This is a genomic window from Actinoplanes sp. NPDC051851, from assembly GCF_040681165.1.
GTDB lineage: Bacteria > Actinomycetota > Actinomycetes > Mycobacteriales > Micromonosporaceae > Actinoplanes.
On sequence record NZ_JBFAYF010000018.1, the window covers coordinates 123,805 to 143,584 of the forward strand.

Below are 19,780 nucleotides of genomic sequence, written 5' to 3' on the forward strand. Positions count from 1 at the left end.
CTGCACGGGTCGTGGCCGTCTGTAGACGTTCGGCACGGGACAGGATGCGGGCGGCAGGTGGCCCGGCCCACTGCCCTCGCCGGCGGTCGACCGGGTCACCGCACCGGCGGACCTGACGACGATCGGCGCACTACGCGGCCGGACTGGACGACGAGGCGGGGCGGGATGTCGCGCAGCGACGCCGGGTAGCGCAGCGGATCGCCGTCGAGGACCACCAGGTCTGCCAGCTTGCCGGGCTCCACCGTGCCGACCAGGTCGTCGATGCCGAGGATCTCGGCGTTGACCCGGGTCGCGGTCTGCAAGGCCTGGGCGGCGCCGAAGAGCTCCGCGTGCAGGAACGGCTCCCACGCCCGGCGGTCCTGCCGTTCGCCGATCAGGTCGGCGCCGCAGCCCAGCCGCACCCCGGCGCGGTCCAGCATCGCCAGGGACGCCAGCGTGGTCTCGTGCAGGCGCGCGGAGGCGGCGTCCCAGCCCGGCTCGGCGCGCATGACCTCGTGCACGGTCAGGGTGGCCACCACCGACGCCCCGCACTCGGCGATCCGGGCGGCGACTGCCTCGTCGATGTCGCTGGCGTGCTCGATGCACCGCACGCCCGCGTCGAGCGCGCGCAGCAACCCCCGGGACGTGTGTGCGTGGGCGGTGACGTAGCTGCCCCGGTCCTCGGCCACCTCGACGACGGCGCGCAACTCGGCGAGGGAGAACTGGGGCGCGTCGAGGGGATCGCCGTCGGAGAGCACCCCGCCGGTGGCGAAGACCTTGAGCTGGGTCGCGCCCCGGTGGAACTGCTCGCGGGCGGCGCGCCGGGCCGCGTCGGGCCCGTCCACGAGGCGCATCGGCAGGCTGATGCCGCACCCGGTGGGCGGGTTCTCCGCGTCGGGCGACCACCGGCCGCGGTGGTCGCCGTGGCCGCCGGTCTGCGAGAGTATCTGGCCGCTGGGCAGCAACCGCGGGCCGGCGACCAGTCCCCGCTCGATCGCCTCGACCAGCCCGCCGTCGACGCCGCCGAGGTCGCGCAGGGTGGTGAAGCCCTGGTCCAGCGCCGAACGCAGGTTCGCGAACACGGCGCCGGCCTGCACGGCCGGCGCCATCCGGCCCTGGTCGTGCAGGCGCAGGATCCCCACGTGGGCGTGCGCGTCGATGAAGCCGGGCAGCAGCGTGCCGCCGGTGACGTCGATCGTGGGCGCGCGCCGGTCGACGCCGCGGGACGCCGGGTCGACGGGTTCCACCGCGGCGATCCGCTCGCCGACGACGTGCACGTCGGCGCGCCTGCTCGCCGTGCCGGTGGCGTCGAAGACGTCGGCTCCGGTGAGCCAGTAGCCGTCCGGGTCCACTACCGGATCACCCGCCGCGACCAGCGGCGGTGCACCAGGTCGGCGACGACGACGTCCTGCCACGCCATCCCGGTGCCCTTGAAGACCACCGGGCGGTCCGGGGCGAGCCGGACCCTCCCGGTCACCACGTCCGCCATCGGGATCAGCCGGTCGCGCGGCAACCCGGCGAGGACGACGTCGCCGGCTTCCCGCAGGGCGGTGTCCCGATCCTCGACCACGACCTGGGCGCGGGTCAGCAGGGCCGTGTCCAGCTCGCGCTTGTCCGGTTCGTGCGAGCCGATCGCGGCGACCACGGCGCCGGGACGCAGGATCGCCGAGTCGAACAGCGGCTCGGCCGCCGTGGTGGCGCAGACGATCACGTCGGCGGCGCGCAGGTGACCGGAGTCCGGCAGGTCCCGGCGGGTGAGGTGGACGAGGCTCTCCGGGTGGAGATGGGCCTGCAGCGCCCGGGCGTGGGCGACGCCCTGCGGGCCGCTTCCGATGATCGCCACCCGACGGCCGCGCAGCACGGGCTCCAGGGCGGTGACCGTCACCGCGGCGGTCCGCACCGCGGTCAGCGCCGGTCCGTCCAGGGTGGCCAGCGGGGTGAACGTGGTGGCCTCCATGAGCAGGTAGACGCCCTGGATGCGGGGCAGGCCCGCGGCCGGGTTGCCGGGCGCCACCGCGGCGATCTTGACACCGGCACGGTCGCCGAACTCGGCGGGCATCAGCAGCACCTGCCCGTGCGTGAGGTCCACCCCGACCCGTGGCGGTCCCGCCGACGGGTCGAGGCCCGCGGTCAGCGCGTCCCGCAGGGCGCCGACCGCGTCCATCGGCGCCGTGGCTAGCACGTCGGCGGCCGTCAGGTGCGGCAGGCTCATTCCCGGCCCCGCAGCCGCGCCGTCTCCTCGTGGTCCACCAGCCAGGCGTCGCGCAGCCGGCCGGGCAGCAGGGCGACGCCGTACACCTCCCTGGCCTCCAGCGGGGTGACCAGCTCGTCGCGGACGTCGGCGGCGACCCGCTCCGGATCCCGGTCGAAGGGCCGGCCGTAGCCGCCGCCTCCACCGGTCCGGACGCCGACCACCGCGCCGACCGGGACGGGATAATCGCCGAGCCGTTCGTGGTGCACGTCGACGTGACCGTCTGGGTAGGTGATCTCGCCGTGCGAGGCCCGGCCCGTACCGCCCCCGGCGAGGCCGAGCGAGAGCGGGTCCTTCGTGCTCTCCAGCGCCGTCTTGATCATGCTGTTCTCCTGGAGGACCCGGAAGTCACGGCGTACGCCCATGCCTCCGCGGAACTCCCCCGCCCCCGCGCTGCCCGCGTTGAGCGAGAACTGCTCGCAGATCAGCGGATAGCGGGCCTCGAGCAGTTCGACCGGGGTGTTCCAGGTGTCGCCGTCGCCCATGTAGACCAGGGTCGCACCGTCGTGGCCGGGGAAGGCGCCGTGGCCGCCCTGTACGGGTTCGGCGAGCACGAAACGCCTCTCGGCGGGCGCGTTGGTGCAGAGGAAGTACTGTGCCCACATCTGGTAGCTGCTGGCCCGGCCCCGGTCGGGGGTGAGCCGGCCGAGGACGTACGCGACGAGCTCGGTGATGGTGACGTTGGCGTACCCGTAGGAGTCGCACGGCGCGGGCTCCTCGGGGGTGACGATCGTCGGCTCGGCGGGCCATTCGATGTCACTGATCAGCATGTGCGCGTCGTTGGTGCGGCCCAGCGGGTCGAGGATGCCCTTGACCGCGGTCGCCACCGAGCTGAGCACGGCGGGACGGCCGATGTTGATAGGACCGGGCGCCTGCCCGGAGGTGCCGGTGAACGAGACCGACAGCCGGTCGCCGGCGACGGTGACATGGGTCGAGATCACCGGCTCGTAGTCGCGGTCGACGCCGTCGAAGTCCAGCCGGGCGGCACGGTGGTAGACGCCGTCGGGCAGCGCGGTGATCGCCGCGCGCAGCGACCTCTCGGTGCTGGCGATCACGTGGTCCATCAGCTCGACGACGGTGTCGGCGCCGTACCGCTCGCAGATCGACCGGACCCGTTCGGCGCCGGTGCGGCAGGTGGCGACCTGCGCGTGCAGGTCGCCGAGCACGGTCTCCGGGACCCGGACGTTCGCCTCGATCAGGTCGAGCAGGTCGCGGTTGGCCTCACCGGCGAGGAAGATCCGCTGGTTGGTGAAGCGCAGCCCCTCCTGGAAGATCTCGGTGGAGGCGGTGGACCAGCCGCCGGCGCTGGCGCTGCCGATGTCGGCCCAGTGGGCCATGCAGGTGGTGAACGCGACCAGCCGCCCCCGGTGGAAGACGGGCAGCGAGATCGCGACGTCGGAGAGGTGCGTCCCGGTCAGGTACGGGTCGTTGCAGATGATCACGTCACCGTCGCGCAGCCCGTCCGGCCCCCACTTGTCGTTGATGGTGCGGACCGTGGCGGGCAGCGTGCCGAGGAAGACCGGCAGACCCGGCGCCTCCGCCCAGAGCTTGCCGTCGGCGGAGCAGATCGCCACGCCGAAGTCCTTCACGTCGAAGATCAGCGGGTTGTAGGCGCTGCGCACGAGGGTGTCATGCATCTCCTCGGCCGCCGAGCCGAGCGCGTTGCGGGTGATCTCCGCCTTCACGATGTCGATGGTGGCGCTCACTTCGAAGATCCTTTCTCGAGTACGAGGTTGCCGACGCCGTCCACGTGCGCCGTCCACAGCGGGGGCACGATGACGGTGGTGGTCCACTCGTCGATCACCGCGGGCCCGGTGACCCGGTCGTCGGCGCCGAACGCCTGCCGCTGGTAGACCGGGACCTCGTCGCACCAGCCGGCGCCGGGGAAGAGGATGCGCCGGCTGCCGGAGGACGAGAGCGGGGTCTCGGCGTGTGCCGCGGCGATCCGCGGCGCCACCACCGGGGCGACGGCACGGCAGCGCAGCACCACGGCCTCCATCGGCACGTCCTGCTCGCCGTGGCCGTAGCGCCGCCGGTGCCGCAGCACGAACGCGCTGCGCAGCTCGGCCAGCAGGTCCTCGTCGGTCAGGTCCAGCCAGGCGGGGTCGATCGGGGTGCTGATCGTGTGTTCCTGGCCCCGGTACCGGGCCTCCAGGGAGTACGCGGGCTTCAGCGTGCCGGCGTCGAAGCCGTAGCCGACCAGGGTCCGGGACGCCTCGGCGGCGAGCTCGGCGAGCCGGACGCGGATGTCGGCGATCCCGGCGAGGTCGAGCGGACAGCGCACGGTCCGGGACGTGTCGTCGCGGTAGTCGGCGCTCAGCATGCCCCAGGCCGAGAACCCGGCCGCGGACTGCGGGACCACGACCGTGTCGACGCCGAGCTCCTCGCTCACCCCGGCGGCGAAGAGCCCGCCACCGCCGCCGTACGAGAGCATCACGAACCCGCGCGGGTCCAGGCCCCGCTGGGTGGTGATCTGGCGGATCGCGTTGGCCATGTTGGCCTGGGCGACCGCGATGATCCCGGAGGCGGCCTCGACGAGGTCGCGATCCGCGCCGAACTGCTCCCGGATCGCGGTCTCCGCCAGGTCGGCGCGCAGGCTCAGGCGTCCGCCGAGGAAGTTCTCCGGGTCCAGCAGGCCGAGGACCACCTGGGCGTCGGTGACGGTCGGCAGCGTGCCGCCGCGGCCGAAGCAGGCCGGTCCGGGGAAGGCGCCCGCGCTCTCCGGTCCGACCCGCAGGCTGCCGGTCATCGGGTCCAGCCGGGCGATGGAGCCGCCGCCGGCGCCGACCGAGACGATGTCGATGACCTGGCCCATGATGGGCCGCTTCTCGACGATGGTGTCGGCCCGCTCGACGATCTCGCCGTCCACGATGAGCGCGACGTCGTACGTGGTGCCGCCGACGTCCGCGCAGATCACGTTCGGGTACCCGGCGTGGCCCATCAGCCGCTTGGCGCCGACCACGCCGCCCGCCGGGCCGGAGCCGAGCGTCTCGACCGGACGGATCTGCGCCTGCGCGATCGGGATGACGCCGCCGTTGGAGCGCATGAACGCGATCGGGTGGCGCAGGCCGGCCTCCTGCGTCCGGCTCTCGATCTTGGCGGCGTACTCCTGGAAGACCGGCGAGGTGAAGGCGTTGATCACGGTGGTGGAGGTGCGCTCGTACTCGCGCCACTCCCGGATCAGCTCGCTGGAGATGCTCACCGCCAGCTGCGGGTACTCCGCGCGGATCAGGGCCGCGATCCGCTCCTCGTGCTCGGGGCGGGCGTAGCTGTGCAGCAGCACCACGCCGATCGCCTCGACGCCGTGCTCGATCAGGTACTCGACCTCCCGGCGTACCTGGTCCAGGTCCAGCGGCCGCCGTACCGTCCCGTCGGCCAGCACCCGTTCGTCCAGCTCCCGCCGCAGATAGCGGGGCACCAGCGGGGTGGCGGGCAGGTAGCGCAGGTTGTACAGCTCGGGGCGCCCGCCCCGGCCGAGCTCCAGGACGTCGCGGAACCCCGCGGTGGTCAGCAGGCCCGTGGTGGCGCCGCGCTCCTGGACCAGGGTGTTCAGCGCCACCGTGGTGCCGTGGATGAGCATGTCGACCTCGGGCAGCCCGGCCGGCAGCCGCTCCACCCCGGCGATGAACTCGTCGGCCAGGGTTCCGGCGGTCGCCGACTGCTTCTCGATGACGACGGCGCCGGTGTTCTCCTCCAACAGGATGTAGTCGATGAAGGTGCCGCCGACGTCGACCGCCAGCCGCCACTTGGGAGGGGTGTTGTGGGACATGTGCTTTCCGTTCCGGAGAGGACTCAGGTGTCAGAAGTGGCTGGCGGCGCGGGCCTCGTCGCGGACGAGGCCGAGTAGTTCGGCGCTCAGCTCCCTGAATCGGGGGGTCTGCAGGACGTCGGTGGTGCGCGGCCGGGGCAGGTCGATGCGGACGTCGGTGAGGAACCGGTCCTCGTTGCGGGACATGACGATCGCCCGGTCGGAGAGGAAGACCGCCTCGTTGATGTCGTGGGTGACGAAGAGGACGGTGAGTTTGTGCTCCTCCCAGACCTTCATCAGCAGCTCCTGCATGAGCGTGCGGGTCAGCGCGTCGAGGGCGCCGAACGGCTCGTCCATCAGCAGCACCTCGGGCCGGTAGGCGAGCACCCGGGCGATCGCGACGCGCTGGCGCATCCCGCCGGAGAGCTGGTGCGGGTAGGCGTCGGTGAAGTCGCCGAGCCCGACCTCGTGGAGCAGGTCGCGGGCGCGTTCGGCCGGGCGGCTCTCCCCCGACCGGGTCTCCTTCAGCGCGAACTCGATGTTCTGCCGGGCGGTCAGCCACGGCAGCAGCGTGTAGGTCTGGAACACCACGCCGCGGTCGGCGCCGGGCCCGCGGACCTCGCTGCCGTCCAACAGGATCGTCCCGCCGCTGGGCCGGTGCAGCCCGGCCACCAGCGAGAGCAGCGTGCTCTTGCCGCAGCCGGAGATGCCGACGAGCGAGACGAACTCGTTCTCGGCGACACCGAAGGTGGTCTCCCGCAGCGCGGTCACGTCGCGTTTGCGGTGGGTGTACCGCTTGGTCACCCGGTCCAGTTCGAGCTTCACCGGCCACTCTCTCTCAGATAGGGGAAGAGCGTGCGGTGCAGCAGCCGCAGCGCCTGGTCGCTGAGCAGGCCGACGACGCCCAGGACGAGGATGTACGCGAAGATCAGTTCGGTCTCCAGGTAGCGCTGACCGATCGTGATCCGGTATCCGAGGCCGGAGGTGGCGGCGACGAGCTCACCGACCACGAGCCAGGTCCAGCACCAGCCCAGCGAGATGCGCAGCGAGTCCACGATGCCGGGCAGGGCGCCGCGCATCACGATCCGCCGCAGGATCCGGCCGTCGGTCATGCCCAGCGTCCGGCCGAAGTCCACCAGGTCCGCGCCCACCCGCCGTACGTCGTCGATGACCATGAGCAGCAGCGGGAAGAACGTGCCGATCCAGATCACCAGATACTTCTGGCTCTCCTCGGTGCCGGCCCAGATGATCGTCAGCGGCACGAACGCCACCACCGGCAGGTAGCGGGCGAACTCGGCCAGCGGGGTGATCAGCGCGTCCGCGAGCCGGATCCGCCCGGCCAGCAGCCCCAGGGGCACCGCCACGACCGCGGCCAGGGCGAACGCCACCAGGATCCGGGTCAGCGAGATCCCCAGGTCACCGGCGAGGGTGCCGTCGGCGGCCGCGTCCCGCAGCGCCCCGGCCACCGCGCCGATCGACGGGAGGTAGATGTCGGGGACGCTGCCGACGGCCGTGGTCAGCGCCCAGGCGGCGAGCACCGCCCCGAAGGCGAGCGCGCTCAGGAGCAGGTGGACGCCCCGGCCCGCCCGGCCGTCGATGCGCAGCAGTTCGGGCCGTAACGGCCGGCCCTTGGATCGTGTCACCCGGGTCAGCCGCTCTTCGCCGCGGTCGCGACGCCGGTGGCGTCGACGGCCCCGGTCAGGTCCGGCACCGCGTCGATCATCCCCGCGAGCTTCATCGTGCTCGCGATACCGGGCAGCGTCTCGGTGGCGAAGACGTCGCCGAGCTGCTCGGCGTTGGCCGCCAGGTCGTAGAACTGGACGCCGTCGAAGGCCGCGGTCAGCGAGGCGGGGTCGGCGCCGATCGCCGTGGCGATGATCTTCTGCCCGGCCGCGGGGTCGGCCTCGTAGGCGGCGACGGCCTTCTCCCAGACCCGCGCCATCGCGGCCGCCGCGCCGGGGTTCGCCGCCAGGTACGCCTTGTCCAGGTAGAGCGCGTCGCTGATCAGGCCGGGGCTCTGCTGTGCCGTGTACAGCTCCTTGACGCCGTCGCTCTTGAGGGCGGTCGAGACGTACGGCTCGTAGGCGACCGCCGCGTCCACGCTCCCGGAGGCCAGTACCCCGGCCACCTGGTCGGACGCGGTCGGCACGACCGTCACGTCGGCGAAGGTCATGCCGTTCTTCTCCAGCGCCGAGGAGAGCAGCAGCTCGGAGGTCGTGCCCTTCTCCACGGCGACCTTGCGGCCGCGCAGGTCCGCCACCGAGGCGACGGCGTCCTTGGCGAGGATGGCGTCGGCCTTCGTGCTGGAGTCCAGCAGCAGGGTCGCCGTGACCGGCAGGTCGGCGAAGTTCTGCAGCACGCCGTTGACCGGGAACGACACGGCGTCGACCTTGCTGGACGAGATCGCCGCGAGCTCGGCGCTGTAGTCGCTGAAGTTCTGCAGCGTCACGTTCAGCCCGGCCTCGGCGAAGTAGCCCTTCTCCTGGGCGATGTACCAGGGGCCGTACCCGATCCAGGGGGAGACGGCCATCGTCAGCGACGGGCCGGACGCGCTGCCGGCGCCGGCCGGGCTCTCCGCCGCGCCGCCCGAACAGGCCGACAGCGTCAGCACGCCGGCCAGCCCGAGGGCAACGGCCAGTGATCTTATCGACTTCATCCCCAAAAGGTCCTTTCCAGGAGAATCCGGGCACCACGCTCGAACTCTACGGGCCTCTGCAAGGCTCTGACCTCTGTCAAAAGGTTTTGATAGAGTGCACATCATGAAACTTGCCCCGGCTCCCACCGTCAAGAGGGGACACACGCTGTTAACAGCGGGCGACTGCGGGGCCTGCCGGGGCCGGCCGATGCGACAATGGCGGCTCGACGAGCGCGAAGAACGGGGACCACGCCTCCATGGCCGCACGCAAGGTGACCATCAGGGACGTTGCCGAGCGGGCCGGAGTGTCGATCAGCACCGTCTCGCACACCTTCTCCGGGGCGCGGACCATCTCCGAGGCCACCCGCGAGCGCGTGCTCCAGGCGACACAGGACCTCGGGTACGACCCCAACCCCGCGGCCCGCGCGCTGCGCATCGGCCGGCACGGGCTGATCGGCCTGGTGCTACGGCCCAAGTTCGCGGTCAGCGGCGGCTCCGGACGGGTCGAGACCTACAACCGCCTCCTGGGCACCGTCACCACGGAGGTGCTGCGTGAGGGCATCGGCGTGGTCCACGTGCCGAGCCTCGACCACCCCCGGATCCAGCCCGTCCCGATGGACGGTTGCATCGTCGCGCACCCGTACCGCGAGGACGCGGTGCTCAACGGACTCCTCGCCCGCCGCATGCCCACCGTCGCGATCGAGGAGGACCTGGCGCTTCCCGACTACCCCTGGACCGTGCGGCTGGACTACACCACCGGCGTCAACGCCCTGATGACCGAGCTCGGCGACCGGGGAGCCCGGAACTTCGCCCTGCTGACGGGCACCGAGGAGAACGCGTGGAACGTACGCACGCGGGAGCTCGTCGAGACCTGGTGCGCCGACCACGGCCACGAGTCCCGCACCCACGTGCTGAGTGAGGGCCTGACCCTGACCGACGCCCGTGAGCGCATCCGGCGCCTACTCGCCGCCCCGGCCCGCCCCGACACCCTGGTCGTCCACGTCAGCGATTTCGCGGCGCTCGCCGTCTCGGCCGCCGCCGAACTCGGCATCCGGGTGCCGGACGACCTGATGGTCGCCTCGCTCAGCGACACCGAGGGCTCCCGGTCGGCCCTCGTCCCGATCACCGCGATCGACCTCAACCACGAGGGCATGGCCGCCACCGCGGTCCGCCTGATGCTCGAACTCCTCAGCGGCGCCCCGAAACCACGAACCCCGGTCCACGTCCGTCCCGAGCTCCACCTCCGGGGCTCCACGGCCCGGTGAGACCGCCCGCCCCATCTCTGCGCCCTGTCACCCCGCGGCGCCGAGGATGGTGTCGAGGCCGCGCCCGAAAAGCTCGTCGGAGTCCCACCGATCGGCGTCGAGATGACCGGAAGCGGTCAGCACCGGATAGGCAGCCGCGTTCACCGTGATGTGCCGCCGCGTGTCGGCCCGCGCTCCCGGGTCAGCGCTCCGGTGGTAGGTCGACTCGGTCAGCGCCGCACCGATCACGTAGTTCGCCAGCAGGCGGGTGGTCACCGCCAGGTCGCGGTCCGCGAGGCCACCGCGGGTCAACGCCGCTTGCAAGTATTCGGTACGGGTGAGGACGCGCGGCCCCGGCACCGGACGTCCGGCCAGCCCCGGTGACCAGGGATGGCGGAGCATGACGTCGCGCCAGGCCCGGATCAGGGCACGGACGTCCGCCCGCCAGTCCGGCGTCGGATCCGGCAGCGGCACCTCGTCGAAGATGTGATCGAACGCCAGGTCGAGGACGTCCTCCTTGACCTTGACGTGCCAGTACAGCGCGGTCGCGGTGACGCCCAGCGCCTGCGCGAGACGCCGCATGGTCAGGCCGGTGACCCCGTCCCGGTCGAGGAGCACCACCGCCGCGTCCACGATGCGTTCCCTGGTCAGCGGCGAGGGGCGCGTCGGCGGCGCGTCGTCCCGCAACCAGATCGAGGTGGTCTCCACACCGCCGATCCTACTCCCCCATTTTACGTTGTTAAGGCAGCTGCACGGCGTTAAGTTGAGGTCATGCCGTTGCTACGGGTTCAGGTGGCGAGCGATCGCGGGACCGCTCGCCGGGTCATGGAGCTGCATCAGGTGGACAAGCCGCATCGCGCGTCGCGGGAGGCGGCCCGCGCCGAGGCCGAGCGGCGGGGGTGGACGCCGGCCGGGGAGCCGGTCTTCGTCGGGGTCACCAACGGCGAGCCGGTCCGGCTGCTGTACGACGTCGAGGTCTACTCCGGCGCCGCGTCCTGACCCTTCTCGCGGGTGGACCACGCGATCGCCTTCTCGATCAGCGTCCACGCGAAGTAGCCCGCGACGGCGAGCGGGACCATCACGTACCACTTCCCCAGCAGGCCGAAGTCGCCCGAGCGGCCCATCGTGTGCAGCACGGTGATCGCCGCGAGCGGGGCACACGAGACGCCGATGATCAGGGGGCGGAGCCAGGTCCGGAGGCTGGTGTCATCCATGCCGGTAAGTCTGCTGCCCGGCGGGCCCCGGCGGATCGGGCCGCGGTCAGACCCGGGTCTATGCCCTGGGACATAGACGCCGGGTCAGCGGTCGCGCGGAAAGCGGCGCACCACCTCGGCGGCGACCTGAACCCGGGAGGACATGCCGAGCTTGGCGAAGAGATGGGCGAAGTGCGTTTCCACCGTACGTCCGGAGATGTGCAACCGGGCACCGATCTCGTTGTTGGTCAGACCGTCGCGCGCGAGCAGTGCCACCCGCAGCTCTGTCGGTGTCAGGCTGTCCCATCCCGTGGCGGCGGTGACATGGCGGCCTCGTGGGCCGAGGCGTACCCCGAGCCGGCGCAACGTGGCGGCGGCCGCGGTGACCTGCGCGCCGGCGCCCATCGCGGTGCCGAGGGCGTGCGCCCGGGTCAGCGTGGCGATCGCCTGGTCCCGGTGGCCGGTGGCCGCCGCCGACGCGTGCCCGACCACGACGGCACAGTGCAGGTGTTCGGCGCGGCGCGGCGTCGGCTCGTACGCCGCCACGGCCTCCGTCGCCCGGTCCAGATCGTCCTCGGCGAGCCCGCGGGACGCCTCGGCGAGGGCGCGCCGGGCCGGCGTGTCCGCCCGCTTCGCGAGGAGGTCCATGGTGGCGGCGACGTCCCGTGCCCGGCGACGGTCACCGGCGGCCGTCGCGAGCCGGGTGAGGTCGAGGGCGACACGGGCGCTGTGCGGCAGGAAGCCCAGCGCCGCGTAGTGCTCCCAGGTCCGCGACAGGATCGCCAGCGCCGCGCCGGGGTCCCCCTGGGCCTCCGCGTGCAGCGCCGTCGCCCAGAAGGCGAACTCCGCGCCGAATCGCTGTCCACCGGCGTAGGCGTGCTGCGCGCGGCCGACGTGCTCGGACGCCTGGGCGAGATCGCCCCGGCGGAGCGCGATCACCGCGAGAAGCCCCTCCTGGAGGATCCACGGCGAGGCCCCGGACTCCTGCGCCAGCGCCGAACCGGCCTCCAATTCGGCGACCGCGTCGTCCCACTGGCCGGTGTCGAACTTCAGCACGCCGGTCTCGGTCAGGTAGCACACCGTCTGCCACAACGTGCCGGCGTTCTCCGCGATGCGGCGGCCCGCGCGGAACACCCGGTCCGCGTCCTGCGGCTGGTCGGCCTCCATCAGGGCGGTGCCCAGGAAGATGTGCGCGCAGTACCGTTGCGCGGGGCTCGCGGAGGCGCCGCCGAGCCGTACGGCGGTCTGGCCTGCCGCTACCGCGCGCGAGAGTTCGCCGGTGTAGGTCGCCGCGAGGCAGATCGTGGCGCTCGCGCACTGCCGGACCTCGTCGTTCTCCTGTTCCCCGGCCCGCCGCAGCGTGTCCTCGGCCGATCGCAGCGCCGTCTCCGTGTCTCCGGTGAGGACGGCGATCATGGCCGCGTCGGCGTCGAATCGGAGACGCTCGGCGTCGTCGCCCTCGAAGGACTCCGCCGCCGCGGCCATCTCCCGGCTCGCGTCGTCGATGCGCCCGGCGATCGCCAGGGCCCGCACCACCACACGCTGGACCCGGTGCCGGCGTGCCGTGTCCCCGTCGAGGGCCAGGAGCACGTGGGTCCGGTCGGCGGCCTCGGTGTGGCGGCCCGACCAGATCAGCGCGTCCACCAGCTCCGCCATCAGCGCGAACCGGTACGGGTACTCCGCCGAGGCGATCGCCAGGGCACCCTCGAACAGTTCGACCGCCGCGCCCAGCATCCTCGGGGCGGCCTCGTTCGCGGCCCGCCGCAACCACGCGGCCGCGTCGTCGTCGCCGGGCGAGGCACCCCGGACCAGATGCGCGGCGACCGCGATCGCCGACGCTCCCCGGTCCCCCAGCGCCCGGCCGGCCTGCACGTGGAGGGCACGCCGGACGGTCTCGGGCAGGGCCAGGTAGACGGCCTCCCGCACGAGCGCGTGACGGAAGGTCAGCCCGTCCGGGTCGACCCGCAGAACCTCGGAGCACACCGCCTCGTCGATCTCCGCCAGCACCGCGCTCGCCGGCCGGCCGAGCACGGTGGCCAGGTCGGCGAGGGGGAACGACTCACCGAGGACGGCGGCGACCCGGAGCAGGTGACGCGTACCGTCGGAGAGCGCCCCCAGCTGCTGATCGACCGAGAGCTGGAACGACGGCGGCACGACCGCCCGGTCGTCGATCTCGGCCCGGCCGTCGATCAGCCGCAGGGCGTCATCGGCCGCCAGGGCCCGGACCAGCTCCCGGATGTACAGAGGGTTACCGCCGGCTCCCGCCAGGCGCGCGAGGAAACCGGGTGACGGGGTCGCGCCGACGAGATGGCTCAGGAGCGCGGCGACTGCCTCCGCGCCGAGCGGCCCGAGCGGGACACGCACCGCGCCCCTGGCCGCCAGGTCGCTGACGACACGGCTCAACGGAGAAGGGCTGGGAAAGGGCCGGAACGTCACCAGGACGGCCAGGGGCACGTGGGCGAGCCGCCGGCCGACGTCGTAGACGGCCTGGATCGTCGACGGATCAGCCCAGTGGAGATCCTCGAGGACGAGGAGGAGCGGTGCTCGCAGCGCCTCCCGCTCCAGAAAGGCGACGCACCGGTCGATCAGCCGGTGGTGAAGGCCCTCGGAGTGCGGGGGCGGCGCCATGTCCGGTCTCCCGGTCAGCGACTCGGCGCCCGCGGAACCGGAGAGGGCGTCGATGAGCGCCCCGAAAGGGCGGCCCGCGGACAACTCACCCGCCGCGCCCCGGAGCACGCGCACCGGCGAACCGCCGAGCACCGCGTCCAGCAGCGTCGTCTTACCGATACCGGCCTCGCCGGAGATGAAGCCGACGCCGCCGCGGCCCTCGTGCACCCGGTCCACGAGGGCCCCCACGAGATCCCGCTCCGCCTGACGCCCGAAAAGCCGAAACGGAGTTCCCACGCCTGATCCCCCCGAAGGTTGAGCCTCCGGGAAGGCCCGGATGTCTGCCCGTGCGAGTCCACCCAGGATGAGGCCACCGGCGAGACCGCAGCGAGGGCGGTCACCGGCGAGGAGGACCCCCATGAGGAGGAGAAGAATGCACAGCGGAAAAGCAAAAGGCACCGTTCTCGGTACGCTTCTGCTGGTCGCGAGCGCCGCGGCCAGTCTGATCGGCTCCCCTGCCGGGGCCGTCACGCCGGCGGCGACGGCGACGGCGACCGACCCTCCGATGGTGTGGCGGGGCACCGGCGACGACAACCGCCTCTGGTGGTCCCAGCTCAACGGCGGCAAGTGGACGAAGCAGCAGGTGCTCGACGACCGCCGCACCGAGGCCGCTCCCGCGATCACCCGCTACGACGACGGGCAGCAGATCATGGCGTGGCGCGGCGCCGAGGACGACAACCACATCTGGTGGTCCCAACTCGACGACGGCACGTGGACCGACCCCGAGGTCCTCGACGACCGCCGGACCGACCTGGCGCCGGCCCTCGGCTACGACGGCGACGGGTCGGTGGTGATGGCGTGGCGGGGTACCGGTGCCGACAACCACATCTGGTGGTCCCGGTTCGAGGACGGCGCGTGGACCGAGCAGGAGCAACTCGACGACCGCCGCACCGACGCCGCCCCCGCACTCGTCCGCAGCGGCAAGGGCCGGTTGATGATGGCGTGGCGCGGCGCGGACACCGACAACCACCTCTGGTGGTCCCAGTTCGACGACGGCGCGTGGAGCGAGCAGAAGTCCCTCGACGACCGCCGCACCGACGCCGCCCCGGCGCTCGGCGTCAGCAGGTCCGGGCGGGTGGTCATGGCGTGGCGGGGCACCGGCGATGACAACCACATCTGGTGGTCCCCGTTCACCGGCAGCAAGTGGACGAAGCAGCAGGTGCTGGGCGACCGCCGCACCGACGCGGCTCCCGCCCTCAGCCGCAGCGCCACCGGCCGTCTGATCATGGCGTGGCGGGGTACCGGTACCGACAACCACGTCTGGTGGTCCCAGTTCGACGACAAGAAGTGGTCCCAGCAGCGATCGCTCAACGACCGCCGCACCGACCTCGCGCCGGCCCTGGGCTGACCCCGGGCCGGACCCACCCGGGCCGGACCGCCACCACGGCGGTCCGGCCCGACGCCCGGTGCGGGGCTCAGACCGCCAGCCGGAACGCCTCGACGTGGCGCTGGCGCGGGGGCACGCGCAGGGCACGCAGGCTGCTGAGCACGGCGTCCGCCATCGGGGCCGGGCCGCACATGTAGACGTCCCGTTCGGCGATGTCGGGTACCAGGCCGCGTAGGCTCTCCGGGCTGAACGGCTGGTTCTCCCGGCTGGTGCGGCCGGTCAGCACGTGCAGGCGCGCACCCCGGCGCCGGGCCAGGTCGCGCATCTCGCCGAGCAGCACCGCCTCGGCCGGCGTCCGGGCCCGGTAGAGCACCACGATGTCGCCGGTCAGGTTCGGGTCCTCGAGCAGCGCGCGGATCGGGGTGACGCCGATGCCGCCGGCGATCAGCAGGGCGTCGTGCCGGGTCCGGCGGACCGTGGTGAGCGCGCCGTACGGGCCCTCGGCGTACACCCGGGTGCCGACCTCCAGCCGCCGCAGCCCCGCGCTGGTACTGCCGATCGCCTTCGCGGTCAGCCGGAGCGTACGGCCGTCCGGCGCCGCCGACAGCGACCACGGGTTCACCTGCCACCAGGAGGCGTGACCGGGGAACCGCCACCAGAAGAACTGGCCCGGCCGGGCGCGGAGCCGCTCCATGTCGCGGCCGCCGACGTAGACCGAGACCGCCTCGTCGGTCTCGGGTACGACCGCCACGACCCGCAGCCGGTGGCGCCGGTTGCGGACCAGCGGGACCAGGAGCCGGTTCGTCAGCAGGGTGCCGATCGCGAACGCCCACAGCCCCCACCAGTAGACCCGGCCGAGCGTGCTCGCGGTGAACGAGCTCCCCTCGTAGACCTGGTGGATCACCGCGAGCACGAGCATCACGTAGACCAGCAGGTGTACGCCGTGCCAGGTCTCGTACGACAACCGGCGGCGGGCGGCGCGCACCGAGGTGACCGCCATCAGGCAGACCAGTCCCGCGGCGATCATGCCGAGCAGCACCGGCGTCTGCCCGGCCAGGTTGGGGATCTCGGCGAGGAACGAGATCCGGTCCAGTTCGGCGAAGCCCAGCAGTACGAAGGTCGGGTGGAGCACGACCAGCCAGAACACCGCGAACCCGGTCCAGCGGTGCCAGTTGGTCATCCGGTCCATGCCGATCCGGCGTTCGAGGAAGGGCAGCCGGGCGATCAGCAGTACCTGGACGGCCATCGCGAAGCCCAGGTGCAGGCCGAGGTAGCGGCCCACGACGCCGAGCGTGTTGTACGCCGGTGTCGCCGGGTGGGCCGACAGGACCTGGACGATCGCCAGGTTGACCAGGAGGAACGCCCAGAGCAGCAGGTGCGCCGCCCGGGTCGAGCCGGCGCGGCCGGCGCGCGGCAGGGTTGCGGTGTCCATCATGAGCCTCTCAGAGATCGGGGTCGGCACTACCGTGCCGGGGCGGTCACCGTGACGCCGATGGCGGGCAGGCGCAGGGCCCCGTCCACCCCGGTCCGCCACCGCCAGTGGGCACCGGGGAGATCGCCGAGCACCAGCGCCACCTGCCCGCTCCCCGGCCCGCAGACGGCGAACAGGTGCTCCGCGTCCTCGGCGGACGGCGGCTCGCCGACGACGATCACCGTGGTGACCGCGCAGCGGCGGGCGGCCAGCAGCAGCATGCCGTCGTCGATCCCCGCGGGCACCGCTGGCGGGCGCAGTTCGGTGATCGATCGCAGCCGGGTGGCGTTCGCCGGTACGCCGACCGGTTCGCCGCCGAGCCCCGGCACCGACACCACCGCGATGTCCGGGCGGAACCGGGTCAGGTCGGTGAGCAGGGTGCGTACCACGTCCGCGGCGACGCCGAGCGAACCGCCGACCGCGAGCACCCCGTTGAGCCAGGTGAGGTCCACGAAGAGCGAGCCTGCCTCGCCGCCACCGATCCGGACCGGGCAGGGCGGCACCGGCTGGGGCGGGACCTGTCCCCGCGGCGCATCGATCGGGCGGGTCCAGCAGCCGACCGACGTGGCCCGCCACGGCGGCCGCGGCTGCCCACCGGCCGTCACCCACGCGCTGACCTCGTGGTCCCCGAGGCGCAGCGCGTAGACCTCGACCCGGTCGGCGCTCAGCTCCTCGATCAGGTCCCGGGCCAGCCGGGGGCCGGAACCGTCGGCGGCGAACTGGTGGACGAGCCCGGCTCGCTCGCGCAGCCGTTGCTTGATCTCGCGGTGCAGCCGGGCGTTCTCGGCGCGCACCCGGCGGCGCTCGCGCACCCATCGCAGGATCCTGCGCCGGAAGAAGACCAGGACGGTCAGCAGGGCCAGCGCCAGCGCGCCGAGCACCGACAGGATGAGCCGCCAGGTGAGGTACGGCTGGGCGTTATCGGCCGAGCCCGAACCGATCCGGCCGGCGCGGACGTCCGCGCCGGTGGCATCGCCGGGCAGCAGCAGGATCCACCCCGGACGGATCTCGCCGGAGCTGGTCAGCGCTCCCCCGTCGCTCTGCGGACGGCCCAGGTTCGACCGGAGGATCTCGTCGGCCCGGGCGGCGTCCCCGAGGGTCCGTTCGGCGATCTGGCTCAGTGAGTCGGGGTTGCCGCCGTTCTCCTCGGCGGTACGCACGACGGTGACCTTCACGTCGCCGTCCGGTGCCGCGACCGCGGCCGGGGGCGCGATGCCGGCGGCGACCAGGAGCATCGCGAGCAGCAGCAGGATCCGGCGGGTCATCGGGCCGCCGTCCAGCCCTGCTCGGCGGCGCTGGCGATGATCGTCGCCGTGCTCCTGTCGGCGGCGTTGCGGTACAGCGGGGAGCCGTCGAGCGTGACCTGCTTCGTACCGTCGGAACGCCGCATCCACCAGACCCGTTTCTGCTTGATGCCGTCGACCTTCACCGTGGATCCGTTCGTGGCGACCACCGGTCGCCAGAGCAGGGCGCAGGCGTCGTCGCACCGGCTGACGGCGGGGTCAGTGCCGTCCGCGTCGCTGCGGTAGAGGGTCGCGCCGTCGTCGTCGACGACCACGGCGCCGTCGGCGGTCGTCGCCGCCGTCAGCGTGGCGGTGCGGTCCGGTTCCGCGGGTTCGGCGACCTCAGTGCCGATCAGCGCGTCGTTGGCCGTGCCGTCGGGCTTGACGGCGAACCAGGCGCCGTCGACGCCCTGGCCGTTGAACTCGCCGGGGACCGTGTCGCCGGCGAACCGGTAGACGGGCCGGCCGGCGAGGGTCACCTGGACGGTGCCGTCCGGCCGGCGGATCGCGCTCACCGCCGGGTTCTCGAGCCCGTCGACGAAGACCCGTCCGCCGGCCTGGATGAGCACCGGCGGCCACCGCGTCGCGCAGTCGCCGGTGCACTGGGAGGCGGGCGGGTCGGTGTCGTCCTTGGTGAAGGTGTAGAGCGTGAAGCCGCGTACCTCGGTGACGGTCTCCCCGATCGACGCCTTGTTGACCGAGAGCTGCACCCATTTGGCGGACGCGGAGACGGGCGCGGAGACGGGCGCGGACGCGGAGACGGCGGGGGACGCGGTGGCGGGCGTGTCGGCACGCCCGTCGCCGGTGAGGCCGGCGCTCTTCGCCGGGGCGTCCACCAGCTGGATCTGCCCGGCGGCCGGGGCGGCCACGGAGCCGGCCGGTTGCTGAGCGGCACAGGCGGTCGCGGCGAGCAACGCCGCGACGGTGGCGAGTGATGCGGCCAGGGCGCGGGCCACGATGGCACCTCCGGGGTTCGAGCGGGATCGACAGATGCGGTCTGCACGCTCCGGCCCCGACATCGAGTTCATCGAATGTGCCGCACGTCACATGATGTGAACCCCTCCGGGAGGCCCGCGCGTGATGGACCCATGGCCAGTTCAATCGTGGTTCCCGGCGAGGACCTTCAGGAGGCGGCGGCCTCGATGCGCCGCGTGCTCCAGCACATCAATGTGAAACGCAGCTCCGCGGATTTCACCCAGGTGGTCGGCGCCCCGGTCCGGGGGTCGGCGGAGAACTTCGAGGATCGCTGGGACGCCGGCCGCAAGCAGTTGCGCCAGGAGTGCGACGACATCGTGCAGGCGATCGACACCATCCTGGACGCGTTCACCGCGGTCGACGAGCAGAGCGGCGACAGCCTCGGGGGCGACCGGTGACCGTACCCGGATCGTTCACCCTCCAGGTGCCGGACACCTGGTTCGACTACGACCTGGCCCGCCAGGACCTGGCCCGGCAACAGGACGAGCTGCGCGCCCGGACGACCACTCCCGAGCAGCGGCGGGCCGTCGACGACGTGGTGAGCCAGGCCCGGCGGCTGCTGCGCACCGCACGGCGGCGGGGTGCCGTCTCGGCGGCCGGCACCATCTCCCGGGACGGCGACGGCCTGCTGATGGCCTTCGTGGCGGTGTTCGGGGTGACCGTACCGGAGGGTGTGGAACTGTCCCTCGCCGAACTCTCCCAGCAGCTGTCCCGGCCGGCCGGCACCGACGGTCACGGCGATCGGGTGGTCACCTCGGTGGACCTGACCGGCGTCGGGACCGTCGCCCGGATCACCGGCACCGAGGTGGTCGAGCTGACCGGGGACACCTCGGCGGTGATGGTCGCCATGCACACCGTCGTCCCGATCCCCGGACAGCCCGGGTCGTACCTCGTGGTGACCGGGATGAGCCCGAACCTGCCGCTCGCCGACGCCCTGTACGACATCTTCGATGCCATCACCGGCACCTTCCGGTTCGCGTGAGTGGCCCGGGGTGACGCCGTCGGCG

General features: G+C 72.8%; 18 protein-coding genes. 5 read left to right on the forward strand and 13 right to left on the reverse strand.

Translation table 11 applies throughout. From position 1 onward, the window contains the following. Positions 1 to 95 precede the first annotated feature (95 nt). The 7 genes from AB0M08_RS19505 to AB0M08_RS19535 are packed head-to-tail and all read right to left on the reverse strand — an operon-like array spanning position 96 to position 8,634. Positions 96 to 1,331 carry an amidohydrolase family protein gene (locus tag AB0M08_RS19505; protein WP_364494816.1) on the reverse strand — a complete coding sequence of 412 codons (1,236 nt, stop codon included), beginning with the start codon at positions 1,329 to 1,331 and terminating at the stop codon, positions 96 to 98. Beyond that, entirely contained in the window at positions 1,331 to 2,191 is an 861-nt protein-coding gene (locus AB0M08_RS19510) for an ornithine cyclodeaminase family protein (RefSeq protein ID WP_364494818.1), read from the reverse strand. The genes AB0M08_RS19505 and AB0M08_RS19510 overlap by 1 nt, the downstream gene beginning before the upstream one ends. After that, the gene (locus AB0M08_RS19515) at positions 2,188 to 3,936 is read right to left on the reverse strand and encodes a hydantoinase B/oxoprolinase family protein (RefSeq protein WP_364494821.1); all 1,749 of its coding nucleotides are present in this window, start codon (positions 3,934 to 3,936) and stop codon (positions 2,188 to 2,190) included. Before AB0M08_RS19515 ends, AB0M08_RS19510 begins: the two co-directional genes overlap by 4 nt. Further along, positions 3,933 to 5,999 (reverse strand): hydantoinase/oxoprolinase family protein, encoded by a 2,067-nt coding sequence (locus AB0M08_RS19520; protein ID WP_364494823.1) that lies wholly within the window; start codon positions 5,997 to 5,999, stop codon positions 3,933 to 3,935. Before AB0M08_RS19520 ends, AB0M08_RS19515 begins: the two co-directional genes overlap by 4 nt. A gap of 30 nt (positions 6,000 to 6,029) precedes the next feature. Next, entirely contained in the window at positions 6,030 to 6,803 is a 774-nt protein-coding gene (locus tag AB0M08_RS19525) for an ABC transporter ATP-binding protein (RefSeq protein WP_364494826.1), read from the reverse strand. Next, complete coding sequence (locus tag AB0M08_RS19530; RefSeq protein ID WP_364494829.1) at positions 6,800 to 7,621, reverse strand: ABC transporter permease; 822 nt, start codon at positions 7,619 to 7,621, stop codon at positions 6,800 to 6,802. The genes AB0M08_RS19525 and AB0M08_RS19530 overlap by 4 nt, the downstream gene beginning before the upstream one ends. Positions 7,622 to 7,626: 5 nt before the next feature. After that, on the reverse strand, positions 7,627 to 8,634 hold the full coding sequence (locus AB0M08_RS19535) for an ABC transporter substrate-binding protein (protein ID WP_364494832.1): 1,008 nt from the start codon (positions 8,632 to 8,634) through the stop codon (positions 7,627 to 7,629). 236 nt (positions 8,635 to 8,870) lie between these two features. Between AB0M08_RS19535 and AB0M08_RS19540 the strand changes: the two genes are divergently transcribed. Next, complete coding sequence (locus tag AB0M08_RS19540) at positions 8,871 to 9,878, forward strand: LacI family DNA-binding transcriptional regulator (RefSeq protein WP_364494834.1); 1,008 nt, start codon at positions 8,871 to 8,873, stop codon at positions 9,876 to 9,878. A gap of 27 nt (positions 9,879 to 9,905) precedes the next feature. Here AB0M08_RS19540 and AB0M08_RS19545 read toward each other — a convergent pair whose 3' ends face one another. After that, entirely contained in the window at positions 9,906 to 10,565 is a 660-nt protein-coding gene (locus tag AB0M08_RS19545; protein ID WP_364494836.1) for a TetR/AcrR family transcriptional regulator C-terminal domain-containing protein, read from the reverse strand. Positions 10,566 to 10,628: 63 nt separating this feature from the next. On the opposite strand from AB0M08_RS19545, the gene AB0M08_RS19550 reads away from it, so the two are divergent. Continuing rightward, the gene (locus AB0M08_RS19550; protein ID WP_364494839.1) at positions 10,629 to 10,856 is read left to right on the forward strand and encodes a hypothetical protein; all 228 of its coding nucleotides are present in this window, start codon (positions 10,629 to 10,631) and stop codon (positions 10,854 to 10,856) included. Here the strand turns inward: AB0M08_RS19550 and AB0M08_RS19555 are convergent. Both AB0M08_RS19555 and AB0M08_RS19560 read right to left on the reverse strand, forming a co-directional pair. Beyond that, the gene (locus tag AB0M08_RS19555) at positions 10,835 to 11,071 is read right to left on the reverse strand and encodes a hypothetical protein (RefSeq protein WP_364494842.1); all 237 of its coding nucleotides are present in this window, start codon (positions 11,069 to 11,071) and stop codon (positions 10,835 to 10,837) included. The genes AB0M08_RS19550 and AB0M08_RS19555 overlap by 22 nt on opposite strands. An 84-nt stretch (positions 11,072 to 11,155) precedes the next feature. Further along, entirely contained in the window at positions 11,156 to 14,077 is a 2,922-nt protein-coding gene (locus AB0M08_RS19560) for an AAA family ATPase (protein ID WP_364494845.1), read from the reverse strand. Between AB0M08_RS19560 and AB0M08_RS19565 the strand changes: the two genes are divergently transcribed. Then, complete coding sequence (locus AB0M08_RS19565; RefSeq protein ID WP_364494848.1) at positions 14,076 to 15,065, forward strand: hypothetical protein; 990 nt, start codon at positions 14,076 to 14,078, stop codon at positions 15,063 to 15,065. The genes AB0M08_RS19560 and AB0M08_RS19565 overlap by 2 nt on opposite strands. A 67-nt stretch (positions 15,066 to 15,132) precedes the next feature. Here AB0M08_RS19565 and AB0M08_RS19570 read toward each other — a convergent pair whose 3' ends face one another. Genes AB0M08_RS19570 through AB0M08_RS19580 form a run of 3 tightly spaced genes read right to left on the reverse strand, consistent with a single transcriptional unit; the run spans position 15,133 to position 18,754 of the window. Further along, positions 15,133 to 16,479, reverse strand: coding sequence for a ferredoxin reductase family protein (locus AB0M08_RS19570; protein WP_364494850.1), 1,347 nt, complete (start codon positions 16,477 to 16,479; stop codon positions 15,133 to 15,135). 26 nt (positions 16,480 to 16,505) lie between these two features. Then, positions 16,506 to 17,780 carry a hypothetical protein gene (locus AB0M08_RS19575; protein WP_364494853.1) on the reverse strand — a complete coding sequence of 425 codons (1,275 nt, stop codon included), beginning with the start codon at positions 17,778 to 17,780 and terminating at the stop codon, positions 16,506 to 16,508. Next, positions 17,777 to 18,754 carry a hypothetical protein gene (locus AB0M08_RS19580; RefSeq protein WP_364494855.1) on the reverse strand — a complete coding sequence of 326 codons (978 nt, stop codon included), beginning with the start codon at positions 18,752 to 18,754 and terminating at the stop codon, positions 17,777 to 17,779. The genes AB0M08_RS19575 and AB0M08_RS19580 overlap by 4 nt, the downstream gene beginning before the upstream one ends. Before the next feature lie 132 nt (positions 18,755 to 18,886). On the opposite strand from AB0M08_RS19580, the gene AB0M08_RS19585 reads away from it, so the two are divergent. Together AB0M08_RS19585 and AB0M08_RS19590 are read left to right on the forward strand one after the other, a co-directional pair. Further along, positions 18,887 to 19,171: a hypothetical protein gene (locus tag AB0M08_RS19585; protein ID WP_364494858.1), complete on the forward strand. Its 285-nt coding sequence runs from the start codon at positions 18,887 to 18,889 to the stop codon at positions 19,169 to 19,171. Continuing rightward, on the forward strand, positions 19,168 to 19,755 hold the full coding sequence (locus AB0M08_RS19590; protein WP_364494860.1) for a hypothetical protein: 588 nt from the start codon (positions 19,168 to 19,170) through the stop codon (positions 19,753 to 19,755). The genes AB0M08_RS19585 and AB0M08_RS19590 overlap by 4 nt, the downstream gene beginning before the upstream one ends. The last annotated feature ends 25 nt before the right edge of the window (positions 19,756 to 19,780 follow it).

What these genes read in the sequence shown, in the direction of transcription:
- AB0M08_RS19520 (WP_364494823.1), bottom strand. Translation starts at nt 5,999, where the DNA reads ATGTCCCACAACACCCCTCCCAAGTGGCGGCTGGCGGTCGACGTCGGC.
- AB0M08_RS19560 (WP_364494845.1), bottom strand. Translation starts at nt 14,077, where the DNA reads ATGGGGGTCCTCCTCGCCGGTGACCGCCCTCGCTGCGGTCTCGCCGGT.
- AB0M08_RS19585 (WP_364494858.1), top strand. Translation starts at nt 18,887, where the DNA reads ATGGCCAGTTCAATCGTGGTTCCCGGCGAGGACCTTCAGGAGGCGGCG.
- AB0M08_RS19570 (WP_364494850.1), bottom strand. Translation starts at nt 16,479, where the DNA reads ATGATGGACACCGCAACCCTGCCGCGCGCCGGCCGCGCCGGCTCGACC.
- AB0M08_RS19575 (WP_364494853.1), bottom strand. Translation starts at nt 17,780, where the DNA reads ATGACCCGCCGGATCCTGCTGCTGCTCGCGATGCTCCTGGTCGCCGCC.
- AB0M08_RS19565 (WP_364494848.1), top strand. Translation starts at nt 14,076, where the DNA reads ATGAGGAGGAGAAGAATGCACAGCGGAAAAGCAAAAGGCACCGTTCTC.
- AB0M08_RS19535 (WP_364494832.1), bottom strand. Translation starts at nt 8,634, where the DNA reads ATGAAGTCGATAAGATCACTGGCCGTTGCCCTCGGGCTGGCCGGCGTG.
- AB0M08_RS19555 (WP_364494842.1), bottom strand. Translation starts at nt 11,071, where the DNA reads ATGGATGACACCAGCCTCCGGACCTGGCTCCGCCCCCTGATCATCGGC.
- AB0M08_RS19540 (WP_364494834.1), top strand. Translation starts at nt 8,871, where the DNA reads ATGGCCGCACGCAAGGTGACCATCAGGGACGTTGCCGAGCGGGCCGGA.
- AB0M08_RS19510 (WP_364494818.1), bottom strand. Translation starts at nt 2,191, where the DNA reads ATGAGCCTGCCGCACCTGACGGCCGCCGACGTGCTAGCCACGGCGCCG.
- AB0M08_RS19550 (WP_364494839.1), top strand. Translation starts at nt 10,629, where the DNA reads ATGCCGTTGCTACGGGTTCAGGTGGCGAGCGATCGCGGGACCGCTCGC.